This is a genomic window from Kaistella rhinocerotis (genome assembly GCF_030243905.1).
In the GTDB taxonomy this organism is placed as follows: Bacteria; Bacteroidota; Bacteroidia; order Flavobacteriales; family Weeksellaceae; genus Kaistella; species Kaistella rhinocerotis.
This window is the reverse complement of sequence record NZ_JASSYY010000002.1, coordinates 508743-525660: the sequence shown is the minus strand read 5'-3', so window position 1 is coordinate 525660 and position 16918 is coordinate 508743. Positions and strand designations below refer to the sequence as shown.

General features: G+C 44.2%; 15 protein-coding genes. 7 read left to right on the top strand and 8 right to left on the bottom strand.

Annotated elements, in window-relative coordinates; genetic code table 11:
- Window positions 1-26 precede the first annotated feature (26 nt).
- The 5 genes from QEP06_RS07670 (at window position 27) to QEP06_RS07650 (ending at window position 2832) form a co-directional block, all read left to right on the top strand.
- Window positions 27-722 (top strand): ribonuclease H-like domain-containing protein, encoded by a 696-nt coding sequence (locus QEP06_RS07670; protein WP_251832443.1) that lies wholly within the window; start codon window positions 27-29, stop codon window positions 720-722.
- A 27-nt stretch (window positions 723-749) separates the two neighbouring features.
- The gene (locus tag QEP06_RS07665) at window positions 750-1076 is read left to right on the top strand and encodes an SUF system Fe-S cluster assembly protein (RefSeq protein WP_251832444.1); all 327 of its coding nucleotides are present in this window, start codon (window positions 750-752) and stop codon (window positions 1074-1076) included.
- A 10-nt stretch (window positions 1077-1086) separates the two neighbouring features.
- Entirely contained in the window at window positions 1087-1719 is a 633-nt protein-coding gene (locus tag QEP06_RS07660; RefSeq protein WP_285269752.1) for an energy transducer TonB, read from the top strand.
- Between the two features lie 50 nt (window positions 1720-1769).
- Window positions 1770-2324: a hypothetical protein gene (locus QEP06_RS07655; RefSeq protein WP_285269751.1), complete on the top strand. Its 555-nt coding sequence runs from the start codon at window positions 1770-1772 to the stop codon at window positions 2322-2324.
- Window positions 2325-2400: 76 nt separating this feature from the next.
- On the top strand, window positions 2401-2832 hold the full coding sequence (locus QEP06_RS07650) for a nucleoside deaminase (RefSeq protein ID WP_285269750.1): 432 nt from the start codon (window positions 2401-2403) through the stop codon (window positions 2830-2832).
- A gap of 51 nt (window positions 2833-2883) precedes the next feature.
- On the opposite strand, the gene QEP06_RS07645 is transcribed toward QEP06_RS07650, so the two are convergent.
- From QEP06_RS07645 to QEP06_RS07635, 3 genes are all read right to left on the bottom strand, one after another.
- Complete coding sequence (locus tag QEP06_RS07645; protein ID WP_251832448.1) at window positions 2884-3645, bottom strand: type III pantothenate kinase; 762 nt, start codon at window positions 3643-3645, stop codon at window positions 2884-2886.
- Window positions 3646-3660: 15 nt separating this feature from the next.
- The gene (locus tag QEP06_RS07640; protein WP_285269749.1) at window positions 3661-5520 is read right to left on the bottom strand and encodes a M1 family metallopeptidase; all 1860 of its coding nucleotides are present in this window, start codon (window positions 5518-5520) and stop codon (window positions 3661-3663) included.
- A gap of 115 nt (window positions 5521-5635) precedes the next feature.
- A complete protein-coding gene (locus QEP06_RS07635) occupies window positions 5636-7315 on the bottom strand; it encodes a DUF6909 family protein (RefSeq protein WP_285269748.1) in 1680 nt (559 codons plus the stop codon).
- A 426-nt stretch (window positions 7316-7741) separates the two neighbouring features.
- On the opposite strand from QEP06_RS07635, the gene QEP06_RS07630 reads away from it, so the two are divergent.
- Complete coding sequence (locus tag QEP06_RS07630; RefSeq protein ID WP_285269747.1) at window positions 7742-9949, top strand: glutamine synthetase III family protein; 2208 nt, start codon at window positions 7742-7744, stop codon at window positions 9947-9949.
- Between the two features lie 298 nt (window positions 9950-10247).
- Window positions 10248-10934 carry a C40 family peptidase gene (locus tag QEP06_RS07625; protein ID WP_285269746.1) on the top strand — a complete coding sequence of 229 codons (687 nt, stop codon included), beginning with the start codon at window positions 10248-10250 and terminating at the stop codon, window positions 10932-10934.
- 232 nt (window positions 10935-11166) lie between these two features.
- Here the strand turns inward: QEP06_RS07625 and rodA are convergent, their stop codons facing one another.
- Genes rodA through QEP06_RS07600 form a run of 5 tightly spaced genes read right to left on the bottom strand, consistent with a single transcriptional unit; the run spans window position 11167 to window position 16817 of the window.
- Window positions 11167-12396, bottom strand: a complete 1230-nt coding sequence (rodA, locus tag QEP06_RS07620; RefSeq protein WP_285269745.1) for a rod shape-determining protein RodA — start codon at window positions 12394-12396, stop codon at window positions 11167-11169.
- The gene (locus QEP06_RS07615; protein ID WP_285269744.1) at window positions 12393-14408 is read right to left on the bottom strand and encodes a penicillin-binding transpeptidase domain-containing protein; all 2016 of its coding nucleotides are present in this window, start codon (window positions 14406-14408) and stop codon (window positions 12393-12395) included. The genes rodA and QEP06_RS07615 overlap by 4 nt, the downstream gene beginning before the upstream one ends.
- Window positions 14405-14911: a rod shape-determining protein MreD gene (locus QEP06_RS07610; protein WP_251832455.1), complete on the bottom strand. Its 507-nt coding sequence runs from the start codon at window positions 14909-14911 to the stop codon at window positions 14405-14407. The genes QEP06_RS07615 and QEP06_RS07610 overlap by 4 nt, the downstream gene beginning before the upstream one ends.
- Entirely contained in the window at window positions 14908-15759 is an 852-nt protein-coding gene (gene mreC, locus QEP06_RS07605; protein ID WP_251832456.1) for a rod shape-determining protein MreC, read from the bottom strand. The genes QEP06_RS07610 and mreC overlap by 4 nt, the downstream gene beginning before the upstream one ends.
- A 32-nt stretch (window positions 15760-15791) precedes the next feature.
- On the bottom strand, window positions 15792-16817 hold the full coding sequence (locus QEP06_RS07600; RefSeq protein WP_251832457.1) for a rod shape-determining protein: 1026 nt from the start codon (window positions 16815-16817) through the stop codon (window positions 15792-15794).
- Between the last annotated feature and the right edge of the window lie 101 nt (window positions 16818-16918).

Genomic DNA, 16918 nt, shown 5'->3' with positions numbered 1-16918 from the left:
GAATTAAATATTTAAATAAAAGCATTGTGATTCAGCATGTTCCATTAGAAAAAGTAATGTTTCTCGACATCGAAACGGTGCCGCAGCATGGAAATTGGGACGATATGGATGAATCGGGCAAATATCTTTGGGACAAAAAAACCAAACCGCAGCGTAAAGACGATCACACTGCGGAAGCTTTCTATGCAGAGCGTGGCGGTATAATGGCAGAATTTGGCAAGATCATCTGCATTTCTGTTGGGATGCTGGACAAGAGTGATAAGTTGCTGATCCGAAGTTTCTACGGAGATGATGAGAAAACGATGCTTGAGGATTTTGGTAGAATTTTTAACAAGCCAAGACTGCGCGATGTTATCCTATGCGCGCACAACGGAAAGGAATTCGATTTTCCGTGGATTGCAAGACGCTTCCTTATCAACGGCCTTCAACCGCCAATGCCATTTCAGATGTTTGGCAAAAAGCCCTGGGAGATTCCGCATCTCGATACGATGGAACTTTGGAAATTCGGAGATTATAAATCTTACATTTCGCTTGAACTTTTAGCGCACGTCTTCGGCATCCCTACGCCGAAGGACGATATAGACGGTTCCATGGTCGCATCTATATACCACACAGAAAAAGACTTATTTAGAATAGTTCAATATTGTGAAAAAGATGTGCTAACTTTGGCAAACATTTTCCGCCGCATGAGACAGGAAGATTTACTTGAGAAACTGGACTAAAACCGCGGCGGCCAGAGAGCCAACGACATGAATTATACAGACGACCAGATCGCCGAAATCGGCGAAAATATTATCAAAAACTTAAAAACCGTTTACGATCCCGAGATTCCGGTAGATATCTATGAACTCGGCCTCATTTACGATGTACAGATTTCCGAAATCGGTGAGGTGAAAGTGATCATGACGCTTACAACGCCAAACTGTCCCGTGGCAGAAAGCCTTCCGGCGGAGGTGCGTGAAAAAGTTTCCGAAATTGAAGGCGTGAAGGAAGTTGATTTGGAACTTACCTTCGAACCAGCCTGGAATAAGGACATGATGAGCGAGGAAGCCCGTTTTGAACTTGGAATGTTTTAAGAATTTAAAAATGAAAAATCCGGTTTCAAAAGCGGTTTATTTATTCGTATTATTTGCGTCCACATTTATATTTGCGCAGCAAAACGAGGAATTCCGCAGTACCAAACGGTTTTTCGATTATCAGCGGGACATGCTCGCGAAAGAGTTTCAAAAACACCTCAACGCAGAAAAAAATCCTTTTCAGCAGGCACTTGCTAAGAAAGACTATGCGGATTTTATGGTTAAGCTAGACAGCATCCAGAACAACGCATTTATCAACACCCTTATCAAAGTAAAAAACCGCGAAGATCTCGACGCGTATACGACACTGCCGGAAGTGCAACTTAAAAATCTGCCACGTGAAACGCTTACCGAACAGGCGCAGTATCCGGGTGGTTTTGAAAAACTACGCACGCAGGTCGCTGACCTTTTTTACCAGGAATCTGTGCATGCCGACGAAAAACACATCCGCGCTGAGGTACTGTTCATGGTAGAACGCGATGGCACCATCAGCAATGTACATGCAGAAGGGCACAACTTCACCTTCAACCGTCAGGCTGAAATTGCACTCTATCTTCTTCCTGAGAAATTTTCTCCGGCAAAATCGAACGGAAATGCAGTTCGTTACCGATTCCGCCTGCCGCTCGCACTGACTTTCGACTAAAATATTTTCTGCGGTCTTTCGGAAAATAATTTTATCTTTCAAAAAAAATTATGAAGAAAATTTTATTCGCAGTCGCGGTATTCACGGCAGTATTCAGCGTACAAGCTCAGGAAGCTGTGGCAGAAACACCCAAACAGAATGACTTGCTGATTAGTCCGATTGAACTTATTGCCATTCCGCTGCTCAACTTTTCGTACGAAAGGTTGCTGAATGAGAATTCCGGAGTCGGGATCAACGGCATGTTCTATTTCGGTAATAATGATGATGATGATGAGTACGGCATGACGCAAATTTCGCCTTACTACCGGATGTATTTCGGTCGTAAATATGCTTCCGGGTTTTTTGTGGAAGGTTTTGTTCCGATAACCACAACTAAGGATACCTACTATGAAACGTACACTGGGCCCGGATATTTCAACCAGGAATCACGCGTGGAGAGCAACACGACCGTTGGTGTCGGAATCGGATTTGGCGGAAAGTGGATTGCCCGGAATAATGTGGTTTTCGAAGCCAGTACAGGTATCGCGAGAAGATTTGGTATGCCGGAGCGTTATAATTCTGCAATTACAGGCAAGGGAATGCTCGGCATCGGTTATCGTTTCTAATTATTAATCAATGATATTTTAAAGAGCTTTTGTCATTAATGACGGAAGCTTTTTAATTTAAAAATTAAATAATACAATGTTCAACGACGAATATTTTATGCGGATGGCGCTGCAGCAGGCACATAATGCTTTTGAGCAGGACGAGGTGCCGGTGGGCTGTATTGTGGTCTCAAATGACATGATCATCGCCAAAGCGCACAACCTCACCGAAACCCTGAACGACGTCACTGCTCATGCCGAAATGCAGGCGATCACCTCAGCTGCAAACTTTCTGGGCGGAAAATACCTGCAGAACTGTACGCTTTACGTGACGCTGGAACCCTGCGTGATGTGCTGCGGCGCGCTGAACTGGTCTCAGATCTCAAAAGTGGTGATTGGCGCACGCGATGAACAGCGTGGTTTCATCAATAAAAATCTCTCACTACATCCAAAAACAGAGATCGTTTTGGGCGTTTTAGAGAATGAATGTTCGGCACTTGTGAAAGACTTCTTTAAGAATAAAAGATAAAGGACGAAAAGAAATCGGCGACTACTTCACTTTACTTCCGAACGTACCTTATTAGGAAGCAGATTCACCCAAATAATAAAGCCCTTTCAACGTATGAAGCCTGTCTGCCACGTGAATTTTTTCTGTCAAGGGCTTGTACACATGCGAAACACCGCCGGTTGCGATGACGAAACAATCTTCCTGAACTTCTGCGTTGATGCGGTCAATAAAACCTTCTACCATACCCAAAAAACCGTAGACCATCCCGCTCTGCATACAAGAAACAGTGTCGAGACCAAGTACTTTCTTAGGTTTTATGAGCTCAATCTCAGGTAATTGTGCAGTATCATGAATCAAAGAATTTAACGATGTTATAATTCCCGGCGCGATGATCACGCCCAAAGTTTCGCCTTTCGCATCAATGCAGCTCGCCGTGAGTGCGGTGCCAAAATCAAAGATGATTTTTTTGCCTTCAGGATACAGGTGGTGCGCGGCCACAAGGTTGGCGTAGATATCTGTCCCCATCTGTTTCGATTTCGGTTGAACTCCTGAAGCGGTTTCACGGTTTACCACCACCGGATTCAGGCCGTGAATCTTCTTGATCGCCCTTGTGATATCGTAAGTAAGCTGTGGAACTACGGAGCCAATTACCACCTTATCCACCGTAGACGCATCGATGTGGTGAGTCTGATACATCATTGTAAACTGCATCTGCAGTTCGTCGCTGGTGCGGTAAGGTTTGGTATTCAGTATCCATGAAGTCCGGCATTCCTCACCTTCAAAGAGACCGAAACGGATATTGGTGTTGCCGATATTGATGACGATTGTTAACATACTTTTTCCTGCAGTTTATTTAACGCCTGTGTGGTTTAGATCGACAAAATTATCTTCAGGATTCACATCTGCAAGCCGCTGCGAAAAGTCAATTCCCAATGCCGAAAGCTGAGATTTGTTGTACGGTACCGTCAAAGTATACTCTTTCTGTGTCCACGGCCAATAATTCAGCGTAGTGAACTTCCCATAGATGTCATTGGACTTCCATGTATGGGTCATATTTAAAGGAATATGATAATTAACTACTTTTTTATCTGCCGTCATAATTGAAAAATCGATAGGCATGGGAACCTCCCCTTTGTTTTCAAGCGTAATGACAGTCGAAGTGGCGCCGTATTCTACACTTTTAATGGCGTAATCAATCGTTTTGGTCGTGTTGATCCAATAATGATGGAACCATTTCAGGTCCATACCCGAAATTCGCTGCGCGATATGCATAAAATCGCGGTCCGTAGGATGTTTAAGTTTCCATTGGTTGTAGAATTCTTTCATCACAAGCGACAGGTTCTGTTCACCCATAATATAGCCCAGCTGTACTAGGAATAAATCTCCTTTCACGTAAGATGCTATCGAATAAGCACTTCCATTGTCATGATGATCGGCTAACCAGACCGCGGGTTCTTCTTTGCCTGTTTTTGTAAAATTCACATAAGACTTAATGGAGCCCATGAAAGGATTCGCAACCGGTTCTTTTGGCGGAAACAGTTGGTGCATCACGTAATCATCATAATAACTCGTGAAACCTTCATCCATCCAGGGACGTACACTTTCGTTATACGCAAGAATCTGCTGGTTATATGAATGTCCGCCTTCATGAACCATCAGTCCCACCAAACCTTCGAGCGAACGGCCTTCGCCGAGAATCATCGTACACATTCCGTACTCCATTCCACCATCACCACCTTGGATAAACGAGTAAGACGGATACACATAGCGTCCGAATGCAGCATTCATCAACTGGAAAAATTTGGTCACATAAGTTTTACTTTCTTCCCAAAGTGCTGTTTTTTCACTTTTCTGGTAAACGTAATACACTTTGGGTCCGTCCAGTACGGTAAATTCTTCCACTGTGTAATCGCGGTCTGCAGCCCAGGCGAAATCGAGAAGATTTTTAGCGGTCCAGCGCCAGGTTGCTTTATTTTTATTGTCGGTCTTAATGTTTGCGGCGGCGTCATAACCTTTCACCTCACCAGGATTTTCTAAAGTACCGCCGGCGCCGATCACGTAATCTTTATCGATTTTTATGCTCACATCAAAATCCGCGAACGGGGCGTGGAATTCGCGGCCGATATAGTCGAACGTTGCCCAGCCGTCATAGTCGTACTCCGCAATTTTCGGATACCACTGTGTCATCGTCATATCGATGCCTTCGCGGTTGTTTCTTCCGGCACGACGGATCTGGTGCGGAATCACAGCATCCCATTCCATTGAAAAAGTGGTAGAGGAGTTGGGTTTGATCGGTGTATGCAGAACCACTTTCATAATAGTTTCCTGAACTTCAAATTTCAGGTCTTTACCGTTCTGACGAATCCATCTAATGTTTTGAGCACCTTCTTCACCTTCCGGAATGGAAGCGAGACGCGAAACTCCTTCACGCTGAAGCCTGCCGTCACCATTTTTTCCCTGATTCTGAACCCTTTGGTCCATCATGGAGCCGCGTTTGAATGCATTCCAGTAAAGATGGAAGTAAACTACTTTAAGTTCGTCGGGAGAATTATTGGTATAAGTAATTGTCTGATTTCCTTTGTAAGTAAAATTCGGCGCATCTACATCGATGTCCATCTTATACTTCGCAAACTGCTGGTAGTACGGGCCCTGCTGTGCGGCAGTCAGCCCAAAAATAAAAGTAAAGATCAAAAAAAGTCCCTTGTTCATTCTGTGAAATTTTAAAAGAAGCCGAAAGATAAGAATTTTGGCTTAACCCTAGGCTCCAGGCACAAAAAATCCCTTTTAAAGCACGTTTAAAAGGGATTATAATATCAATTGATTTTTAGGACTGCGGTTTTCCGCTGGCTAAAATTTTCTCAAGAATTTTTAATGTGATCAGATACGTTGGTTTTACACCGGTCAGGCCCAAACCACCTGATGAAAGCGTTGATCCCGTTTCCAAAGGATTATCAGAAGCATAGTACGCGTACATCACGAACAGATCCTGGGAAATATGGTGGCGGATCTTTGAAGCAACCTGAATTGCTTTCTGGTAGTGCGCACCTTCCATTTCAAGACCAATCGCTTTCCATGAAGTATCCATGAAGTAGCGCAGGATGTCTTTATTCTGCAGTGAAGTTCCGAGGACGGTTACCATTCCGCCTTCGAAAGCCTGCAGTTCATCATCTTCAAAATCGGCTAAAGAAAGCGCGTTCTCAAACGGATAATTATCAGCCGTACCTTCGAATACGTGTGAAGTTGGAATCATGATATCGCCTTTGCCACCCATCAGGATGCCGGCTTTCCCCATGATTGAGATAGATTTCACTTTCATCGTATACACTTCGTCATTGTATTCATACGGACGGAGAAGCTCATCCATGATTTCGTACGCCTGTTCACCAAAAGCATAATCGAACACCATGATCACATCATCAGACGCAAAATCTTCATCTGCAAAAGGGGTGTTGGTAAGATCAGTTTTAGCCAAGTCAATGATCTGAACATCAATATTACTACCGCTTTGGTCATCAATATAGATCAGACCTGCATTCTGGCTGTGCGTAAGCACCTTTTCCTGCAGCGCCTTTTTATTCGAAATATCTTCGTAAAGCTTGAAATCAACGGACTTTGTCGCTTTTTTACCTAATGCGTCGTTTCCGTAAAGCATATTCTTCACCGAATGCATGTTGGCCGAAATGATGTGCAAAGGGCGCATCTGCAGATCGTTTTCTGCTAATACTGTCTTCACCTTGTTCGCCCATTTCTCACCAAAGAAGTGATGACCTACCCTCTCACGCAAAATCGCAGAGAAATGTACTTCGCGCTCGCGGATTTTCTTCAGGTCATTGAAACTTTCGTTCCCCAGATGATAAATGATCTTGAAAAGTCGGTCCGGATTGGCATCGTCGCCGAAACTGTTGTAAGCGTTTAGCGTTTCATCGAACGTACGTCCAAGTAACGAGGAAAGATGGATCAGAGCGACTTCTTTTTCTTTTCGGCTGTATTTTTTCTCACCGCGCGCAACCTCTTCGATGATTCTCCAGGCGCGTGTTGGCCGGTCATCTTCGTCAGAAACAAACGCCAGATTGCGGATTTTGTCCGCTTCTATATATAAGAAGGTAAGGTGCGTCAGTATATCATAGATTTCGGAGCGGCCCAGCAAAACCTCGATATTCATTTGGTGCTCATCGATACGGTAGCAGTTTCTTCTTCTTTTTTTCGGGACAATCACCTCAAAACTACCTTTCTCAAAACCTTCGTCCGAAGTAAGATGGATGAATGAGCATTCCTCGATTCCTTCAGGCAGACGGTCCAACACGTAAAGCAGACCATCGAGCTCTATTTTATTGGGGATGCCCATGGTCCCGTAAATTTCGGGGTTGATAGTCATTAGGAGTGAGCGAAGACTTTCGCCGGAGATCCCGGAAGGTTTGAAAAAACCGCGATAGAAGAGGTGTCGCATTGAAACATAAAGCCTTTCGATTGCTTCTGTTGTTTCGCGTGCACGAGAATTTACCATAGTGTATCTTTTGGCAAAGATAACACATATCCTTCAAATTTCCTCGGGGGCTGGCACTGAGGGATATCAGTATCCGGATTTGCGCAAGACTATTGGAGAAAAAAATAAGAATGCTATATGAAAATTGAGTGTTTGTAGAGATTGTCACAACTTTCTGGCGTCTTTTCCGCCCTCCGTTCCCGCTTTTTTTGCTTCGCTGCGCTGTGCAAAAGAGCTCCATTCAGGTCGGGACGCGGACGTTTTTCTACTATCAAAGGACTTTTATTGAAATAGCGTAAGTGAGGATAATATATAAAGTCAATATAAATATTGAATAAAAATCAACTCGCATATTTAAAGATAAAACACCACACCCCTAAAAATTTTCATTTTTTATTTGTAAAAACCAACTTTTTTGTACATTTACCCCCAATAAAAACACAACCAATGTCACATTTAAGATTCAAAGCTTTAGAAACCCTCTCTTTTAAGAATTTCAGACAGGATAATGCCGTTACGGTTCCTGCAAAACTTTCCGAACTTTTCTGCACAAATGTTTTTTCTGAAGAAACAATGCGCGAATACCTGACCAAAGAAGCGTTCGGATCCATAATGGACGCTATAAAAAAAGGCGTTAAAATTCCACGTCACATCGCAGATCAAGTTGCAGTAGCCATGAAAGACTGGGCCCTCTCCAAAGGTGCAACTCATTATACACATTGGTTTCAGCCATTGACAGGCTCTACTGCTGAAAAACATGATTCATTTTTCACTCCGATCGAAGGTGGCGGCGGCCGTGCAATTGAACGATTCTCCGGCAGTATGCTGATACAGCAGGAGCCTGATGCATCTTCATTTCCGAACGGCGGCATCAGAAACACTTTCGAGGCCCGCGGATATACTGCCTGGGACCCAACGTCTCCCGCGTTTATCATGGGCACCACGCTTTGCATTCCATCAATCTTCATCTCCTACACCGGCGAAACTTTAGATTACAAAGCACCTCTTCTCCGCGCGTTAAATGCTGTGGACGAAGCTGCTACAGAAGTTTGCCGAGCCTATTTCGACAAAAACGTAACGAAAGTCACCCCAACTTTGGGCTGGGAGCAGGAATATTTTCTGGTAGATTCAGCGCTTTACCAGTCGCGCCCTGATCTCGTGATCACAGGAAAAACTTTGCTGGGACATTCTCCCGCGAAAGGTCAGCAGCTCGACGACCATTATTTCGGCTCGATCCCGACACGCGTGATGAACTTCATGAAAGAACTGGAGATTGAGTCGATGAAACTCGGTATTCCGGTGACTACAAGGCACAATGAAGTTGCGCCGAATCAGTTTGAGCTTGCACCGATGTTCGAGGAAGCAAACGTCGCGGTGGATCACAATTCACTTTTGATGGATATCATGGCGCGTGTTGCCCACAAACATCATTTCCACATCCTTTTCCACGAAAAACCATTTGCAGGCGTGAACGGAAGCGGGAAACACAACAACTGGAGCTTGGCTACGGATACGGGCGAAAATCTATTAAGCCCCGGAAAAAATCCAAAGAAGAATTTGCAGTTTCTCACGTTTTTCGTGAATACACTTAAAGCAGTACACGATTATGCTGATCTGTTGCGAGCAAGTATCGCCTCAGCAAGCAATGACCACCGTTTAGGAGCGAATGAGGCGCCGCCGGCAATTATTTCCGCCTTTATCGGAACTCAGTTATTCAGCGTGCTGGAAGAGCTCGAAAAAGTGACGGATGGAAAACTCTCGCCTGAAGAGAAAACCGAACTCAAATTAAACGTTGTCGGAAAGATTCCGATGATTCTGCTTGACAATACAGACCGTAACCGAACTTCACCGTTTGCATTTACCGGAAATAAGTTCGAAATCCGTGCGGTAGGCTCGTCTGCTAACTGTGCTGAGGTGATGACCGTGATGAACTCTATTATGGCAAAGCAACTTCAGACATTTAAAAAAGAAGTTGACACTCTTATATATAAGGACGGCCTTAAAAAAGACGAAGCAATCTTCAATATCCTGCGTGAATATATTAAGGACTCAAAAAATATCATGTTTGAGGGCGACGGATATTCGGACGATTGGGCGGAAGAAGCTAAAAAACGCGGTCTCAATAACCTGAAAACTACGCCGGAAGCACTTGAAAGAGAACTCGACACGAAATTTGTTGAGCTTTACGAAGATTTGGGAATCTATACACACCGTGAGATTGAAGCCCGAAACGAAGTGAAACTTGAGAAGTATGGATCTGTGATCGCTATCGAAGCAACCGTTCTTGCGGATATCACACGAAACCACATTATACCTTGTGCGCTGAATTACCAAAACCGCCTGATCGAAAATGTAAAAGGCTTGAAGGAAATCTTTGGTGAAAATGAGTTTAAGAATTTTGCAAAAGAGCAAATAAGCATGATCTCGCAGATTTCGGAATACGTGTCTGTACTGAAGATTGAAAGCGAAAACCTGTTGGAGGCAATCGCAAAGGCAAAGGAAAAATCTTCGTCGCAGGAAGTGGCATTTGCGTTTCGCGATGATGTATTGCCATACTTCGAAGTACTGCGCAGCGCCTCAGATGCTTTGGAAATGATCGTCGATGACGAACTTTGGCCGCTCACAAAATACCGGGAATTGCTTTTTACAAGATAAATATAATGAACCTCAGCCATTTAGCTGAGGTTTGTCATATTTCAGAGCCAGATAGACATGCAAAATAATTCCAATAGATGCTATAAATGTTAACAAGTCTTAAAGAAATAAAAAAAGCAACCCCTTGAATAAAGGGATTGCAGTTTCTTTTCCTTTAACATTCCAAAAAAAAATGTTAAATAGTGTTAAAACACCTTTGCGGCAGTGGGTGTTTTAACCCGCGCATTGGCCATAATACCTAATTTTGCTTTGCATTTCAAACGAAGTATTAAGTATTAACACAGAAAATCAAATATATATGAAGAGAAGAGTTCTGTCTTACGTATTAGCTATAACCGCTGCTTTTTCATTGCAGTCATGCGTTTCTAACTACGTAGTCTCAGCCCCTGCTACATATAATAAAGAATACAAATCAGATGCCAAACTTGCATCAATCGACCAAAAGAAACTGGAAGTTGCAAAAGCACAACTTCTTACCAATTTCCAGGACGAGAAGCTTGCAGCGGCAAAAACAATGGAAGCTACGATCCGAAAAGATGAGATCGCCAAAACGCTTCATTTCACCAAAAAAATCGATGATATCTTAGCCGAAGCAGAAACTTACTTGGGAACTCCGTACAAATATGGCGGTATGACCCGCAATGGGATTGACTGTTCTGCATTCGTACTTTCAGTTTTCGGTGCAGCGACTGGTATGACGCTTCCACGTGTTGCAGCATCACAAGCGCAGCAGGGCGAAAAAGTAGAAAAGGAAGACCTTCAGAAAGGTGATTTGGTATTTTTCTCACAAGGCCGCGGACGCATCTCGCACGTAGGAATTGTGGAAGATGTAACAAGCGAAGGACAAGTGAAATTCATCCACGCTGCCACTTCTAAGGGTGTTATGGTTTCCAGTCTTAACGATTCTTATTGGGGACCGAAATTCAGATTTGCAAAAAGAGTATTGACTATCGATACATTTCAAAATAACTTTGCCAACAACTAAGCAGATCATATTTTCTGTAAAAAACCACCTTTCCTGAAGGTGGTTTTTTTTTGGGCGAATTTTTGGACTCAATATTTTGAAGCAAACGTTTCCGCATTGTTGCATTAATCCGTGTAAATGATACCTACCCGCGGCCGCGATTGCAGCGGAAATCCTTTTGTGCTGAGCGAAGCGAAGACCAAAAGATTGCAGCGGAAAGCGCGAAATGTCCGCCCAAAATAAATACTTACCATTAGACCAGACTGTTTCGGTCCGCGTAGTTGAGCTTGAAGAAGATGAATGTCATGATAGAAAATGCGAGGAAGGAACTTCCGCCATAGCTAAAATACGGCAGCGGAATCCCTACAGTCGGGAAAAGCCCCATCACCATGCCCAGATTGATGGTAAAGTGCATCAGCAGGACCGAGGCAAAGCTATAGCCGAAAACACGGTTAAATGTGGTTTTCTGACGTTCTGAGAGATAGTAAATCCGCCCGATAAACAGTGCGTAAAAAATGACGAGCACGGAGGCACCGAAAAATCCCCACTCTTCGCCGACGGTACAAAAAATATAGTCGGTTTCCTGTTCTGGAACGAATTTACCGCGCGTTACCGAGCCTTCCATATAGCCTTTGCCGAAAAAGCCGCCGGATCCAATCGCGGTTTTAGAATACAGCAGGTTGTAACCAGAAGTATCGCGGAATGCTTTCTCGCCTTTATACAGAACTTCGATACGTTCACGCTGGTGTTTCGGAAGTTTTTCCAAAATGGTAGGTGAGCTGTAGGAAAGCCCTGATAAAAGGAGAAAAATTCCGACAAATGAAGATACCGAGATCACATTCCAGTGGATTGTCTGGCGGTTGACAAACAGCACAAAACCTAAAATAAGCGCAATGGCCCCGATTACATAAAGCGGATTAACCGCCAATGCCACGAGAAACACAGCTGCGATAATTCCACCAGTACCAAAGAGCCAACCGCTGAGTCCTTCCCGGTATAACGCAATGAAAAACGCGGTGAAAACGAGCAACGATCCAACGTCGGGGATCGCGAGAACCACTACAGCAGGAACAGCAATGATTGCGACTACACTCCAGAGCGACTTTTTTCGCTGTATGTCAAAATCTCCTGCTGAAACATAGTTTGCAAGCATCAATGCGATACCAATTTTGGCAAATTCAACCGGTTGCATGGTAAAACCGCCGAATTTGTACCAGTTTTTCTGGCCTAATATCTCTGTTCCGAACGGAAAAAGGCCAATTAAAAGCAATAACCCTGAAAAATAAAATATACCTGAAAAATTTTCAAAGAATTTGGTTCTCATCGCGAAGATCACCAGCCCAACCACTATAGAAATCCCGAAAAACATGAGTTGTTTTCTGCCTAAACCTGCGTCCACGCTGTAGATATTGGCAACTGCAAAAAGCGAGATCGCCAAATAGAGAAATATGCTCAGTTTATCAAGCCCTTCTGCCCATTTCATTTGCGTGAAATTTTTGAATTAAGTTTTCGCTGAATGGAGTCTTTTCTTAGGATCAGCTTGGTGCGCAGAGCGCCGTTGCCAATAATCTTCAGGCTGTCATTAATATTTTCGAGCATCGAAGAGTCTTTATCGGGTTCTCGGTAAAGTCCTTTCCTTTTAAGCTCAGAAACCCATTGGCGTCTGTATTCAGGCATAAAGCTGGCGCCGGTGAGCTTTTTATAAAGATGCTCCCTTTTCACGTCGCCGGTAAGGTACTTTTCAGCGATTACCGCCGCAGCCGGGCCGGCCCACGTTCCACCAAAGCCTGCATGTTCCATTACGGCTGCAATCACAATTTTCGGATTTTCTGCCGGTGCCGCGAGAACAAATATGGAATTATCTTTTCCCTGAGGAACCTGCGCAGTACCAGTTTTCGCCAGCATCGTAAAGTCCTTTGATTTCAGACTACGCGCGGTGCCGGCGTTTACCACCGCTTCCATACCTTTTATGATAGGCTCAAAATGCTTTGGGTCAACAAGCGTTTTGTGTTTTACTTTAAATCTAGGATCAGGATTTGGTCTTCCGTCAATGGCCTTCACGATGTGCGGTGTAAAGTACCAGCCGCGGTTTACAATCGCCGCCGTAGCATTGGCCATCTGAAGCGGAGTAAGAAGAACGTCACCCTGACCCATACCATTAAAGATAGAACCATTCATCGTGTATGCAGAACTCCAGTCTTTCTTGCCGCTTCTTTTCTCATAAAAGGCGCCACTTGGAATCCTTCCCCGCGCGCCTACCGCCAAATCATTATTTAGGAATTCGCCCAGTCCAAAGCTGCTCATTATTTCTTTCCATTCATTCACACCTTTGCTTGGATTGCCGGGATATTTGTTCATAATGGAAATGAAAGCGTACGAAAAATGGCAGTTACTCGACACCTGAATGGCTGGTATCAGCGGATCTGCACCGCCATGACCTTTCACCCGAAGCCCACGGTAGTTAAAACCGCCACCGCACGGGTAAATCGTGTTTTCATCCATCACACCCATCTGCATCGCGGCTGCGGCAGTGAGCAGTTTAAATGTTGAGCCGGGCGGATAGGCCGCCTGTATAGAGCGGTCAAAAGTTGGCCGGTTGTTGTAAATGGTATCCATCTGCAACCGGTAGAGATTTTTGGACTTATCGGGGCCGGTGAACAGGTTCGGGTCAATATCCGGACCGGTAGCCAGCACCAGTATTTCGCCGTTTGCAGGATCAAGTGCGACAATCGCACCCTGTTTGTTGACCAGCATTTCTTCTGCCATGCGCTGAAGATCGTAATCAATGGTCAGTGTGACGTCTCTTCCGGTAACCACATCTTTATCCAATGCTCCGTTTTTATATGAGCCGATGCTTCTTAAACGAATGTCTTTCTGAATATATTGGATGCCTTTCTCGCCGCGCAGAACCTTCTCATAAGACTTTTCTACGCCCGATTTTCCGATAAAATCACCCGGAAGATAATACAGCGAATCTTTCTTGATGTCGCGCTCATTCACTTCATTCGTGTAGCCCAGCAGATTCCCAGATGTCGAAACTTCGTACTGACGCTGGGGACGGGATACGATGCTGAACGCAGGATATTTGAATATGATTTCCTGAATGCGTGCTATTTCTTCGCGGGTCAGGTTTTTCATAAAGGTCATCGGCGTGAGCTTCGAATAGTACTTTTCATTTTTTATTTCATCGATTCTCTTAATGAAATCCTGTTTGCTGATGTTGACCAGATTACAAAATCCGATGGTATCAAAATCCGGCCGAATTAGCGCTTCGGTAAACGAAATTTCGTACGCAGGCTGGTTTCCGACCAGGATTCGACCGTTGCGGTCGAAAATGACGCCGCGTTGCGGAATGATGTATTCGGTTTTAATTGAGGTATTCGCAGCATTAAGCGCGTAGCGGTCAGTGAACAGCTGCAAATAGGCGAGCCGCGCAATGAAGATCAGCGCCAGACCAGCCAGTATGAATGTGATTTTTAAATATTGTGACTTCAAACTTTCTGTTTGATTTTAAATGCAATTGCATACATCAGGATAAATATAAACGAAATGGCAGTGGTAGCCAAAACATTCAGAAAAATCTCAAAGAAACGGCTCAGCTTGAAAAACTCAGTGTACTGGACGAGAAGCTGATGCAGAAAAATGCTTGCCAAAATAAAAAACAGATATTGCGACCATTGCAAAGACTGAAACGAGAAAAAATCTGTAGATGTATCTGTGGATGTGCGGAAAATAAGCGTCCGGAAATAGGCTATCGCTGTCGTTGCAAACGCATTGATCCCCCATGTGTAAAGAAACGCATCAATCCCCAAACCCAACAAAAAACTGAGCGCCAGAAACTGAAACCTGTTTCGGAAAAACGGATAAAACATCACGAACACAGGATAGAGCACCGGTGTGAACTTTCCGAGAACCGTAATCCTGTTCAGCACGAAAATTTGCAGTGCAATCAGCACCGCAATCATCAGAATATCGGTAAAAAATGTCCTGCTAATCATTTCTCGCGGTTTATGGTTGCCTGCAGCGTATCCTGAATTCTTTTCACTTCCGCCTTCTTAAGATGTTTTACGACGTACACTTTGCTCAGATTTCCCATTTTTTCAGTCAGTTCAACCGAAACATCCCAGAAGCCGGTTTTGCTGTCAACTTCATAACCTGCGACTTTTCCAATCATGATTCCCTGTGGGAAAATAGCGGATTTACCATCAGTGATCACCGTGTCTCCCACCTGAAGCGGCACATATTTCGGGATATCCGAAAGGTGCATCGTGCGAGAATCTTCGCCGCGCCACGTCAGTGTACCAAAATAGCCTGATTTTTTCAGCGCTGCGTTTATCTTGATCTTATTTAAACTTAAAACCGACTGCGCAAGGGAGTAGGAATTGGTTGAATTAATAACAATTCCGGCGATTCCGTTCGGCGCCATCACACCCATCTGAGGATGTACGCCGTCTCTTTTTCCTCGGTTTATAGTGAAATAATTGTCTTTCCTGTTGATGCTGTTAAAGATGATATCGCCATCTACAAAGGTGTAGATCTGTCCGCCGCCGATGGTATCGTGCACTTTTCGGAACTGCGGGATCTCAGTCACATTTTTGCCGTAAACCTGCTCCATCAGCATTTTGTTCTGCGCAACGAGCTGTTCATTGATTTGCTTAAGCTTTAAATAAGAAGCACCTTCATCAATATACCCCGAAACCCACGAGTTGAATGCCGCCGTCTGCCCCGCTATCCAGGATTGCTGCATGGAGTTCCGGCTGAATATCAGCACCACCGCGATAAGCTGCAAAAATGTAAAGAAGACGAACAAGCCGTTCTTCGAAAATAAGCGCAGCAAAAATCCCATCGATTAAATTTCGTGAAAAGTTAGAAGAAAAATTATTTAATAAGGAAATTGAACTTGTCCATGTTTTTCAGTGCGATTCCTGTACCACGTACTACCGCACGCAAAGGATCTTCGGCCACAAAGACAGGAAGTCCTGTTTTCTTATGAAGCCTGTCTGCAAGTCCGCGAAGCAATGCACCACCACCCGCTAAATAAATTCCGGTTTTGTAAATATCCGCGGCCAATTCCGGCGGAGTAAGCGAAAGTGTTTCCATCACTGCGTCTTCTATCCTGATAATGGATTTATCAAGTGCACGCGCAATTTCTTTATAGTTCACCATAATCTCTTTCGGCTTTCCAGTGATCAGGTCACGGCCCTGTACCGGGATATCTTCCAAATCCAAATCAAGGTCTTCAACCGCCGAACCTACTTCAATCTTCACGCGCTCGGCTGTTCTTTCACCGATGTAAAGATTGTGGTGTGTACGGAGATAATAGGCAATATCATTGGTGAAAACGTCACCGGCAATCTTCACAGATTTGTCGCAAACGATACCTCCAAGTGCCACAACAGCGATTTCGGTTGTTCCTCCGCCTATGTCGATGATCATGTTTCCTTCTGGCTTCTGTACGTCAATCCCTACACCTATCGCCGCAGCCATCGGTTCATAGATCAAACGTACTTCCTTCGCGTTCACCTTTTGGGCAGAATCGCGCACGGCGCGTTTTTCCACCTCGGTAATTCCGGAAGGTATACAGATTACGATTTTGAGGGTAGGCTGAAACAGTTTTCCTTTAATTCCCGGAATTTGTTTGATAAATTCCTTGATCATGTGCTCCGATGCATGAAAATCAGCGATCACACCGTCTTTCAGCGGGCGGATAGTTTTGATATCCTCATGCGTTTTTCCCTGCATATGCTTCGCCTTCTCACCCACCGCGATAGGTTTGCCGCTGGAGCGCTCAATCGCCACTATTGATGGCTGATCGATTACGATCTTGTTGTTATGTATAATCAGCGTGTTAGCTGTACCAAGATCAATCGCAATATCCTGCGTAAACATATCAAATAGACCCATTTTTTCTGTGATTTTTTTAAAGTGTACAAAGATATAAAAATACCCGCGTTCCGGAAATTGCGCGCATTTTATTTTGGTTAAAGTTATATTAAAATTGTCCG

Bases quoted from the DNA above. Each gene is read 5' to 3' on its own strand.
- QEP06_RS07665 (WP_251832444.1), top strand. From the start codon at position 750: ATGAATTATACAGACGACCAGATCGCCGAAATCGGCGAAAATATTATC.
- QEP06_RS07660 (WP_285269752.1), top strand. From the start codon at position 1,087: ATGAAAAATCCGGTTTCAAAAGCGGTTTATTTATTCGTATTATTTGCG.
- QEP06_RS07655 (WP_285269751.1), top strand. From the start codon at position 1,770: ATGAAGAAAATTTTATTCGCAGTCGCGGTATTCACGGCAGTATTCAGC.
- QEP06_RS07650 (WP_285269750.1), top strand. From the start codon at position 2,401: ATGTTCAACGACGAATATTTTATGCGGATGGCGCTGCAGCAGGCACAT.
- QEP06_RS07645 (WP_251832448.1), bottom strand. From the start codon at position 3,645: ATGTTAACAATCGTCATCAATATCGGCAACACCAATATCCGTTTCGGT.
- QEP06_RS07640 (WP_285269749.1), bottom strand. From the start codon at position 5,520: ATGAACAAGGGACTTTTTTTGATCTTTACTTTTATTTTTGGGCTGACT.
- QEP06_RS07635 (WP_285269748.1), bottom strand. From the start codon at position 7,315: ATGGTAAATTCTCGTGCACGCGAAACAACAGAAGCAATCGAAAGGCTT.
- QEP06_RS07630 (WP_285269747.1), top strand. From the start codon at position 7,742: ATGTCACATTTAAGATTCAAAGCTTTAGAAACCCTCTCTTTTAAGAAT.
- QEP06_RS07625 (WP_285269746.1), top strand. From the start codon at position 10,248: ATGAAGAGAAGAGTTCTGTCTTACGTATTAGCTATAACCGCTGCTTTT.
- rodA (WP_285269745.1), bottom strand. From the start codon at position 12,396: ATGAAATGGGCAGAAGGGCTTGATAAACTGAGCATATTTCTCTATTTG.
- QEP06_RS07610 (WP_251832455.1), bottom strand. From the start codon at position 14,911: ATGATTAGCAGGACATTTTTTACCGATATTCTGATGATTGCGGTGCTG.
- mreC (WP_251832456.1), bottom strand. From the start codon at position 15,759: ATGGGATTTTTGCTGCGCTTATTTTCGAAGAACGGCTTGTTCGTCTTC.
- QEP06_RS07600 (WP_251832457.1), bottom strand. From the start codon at position 16,817: ATGGGTCTATTTGATATGTTTACGCAGGATATTGCGATTGATCTTGGT.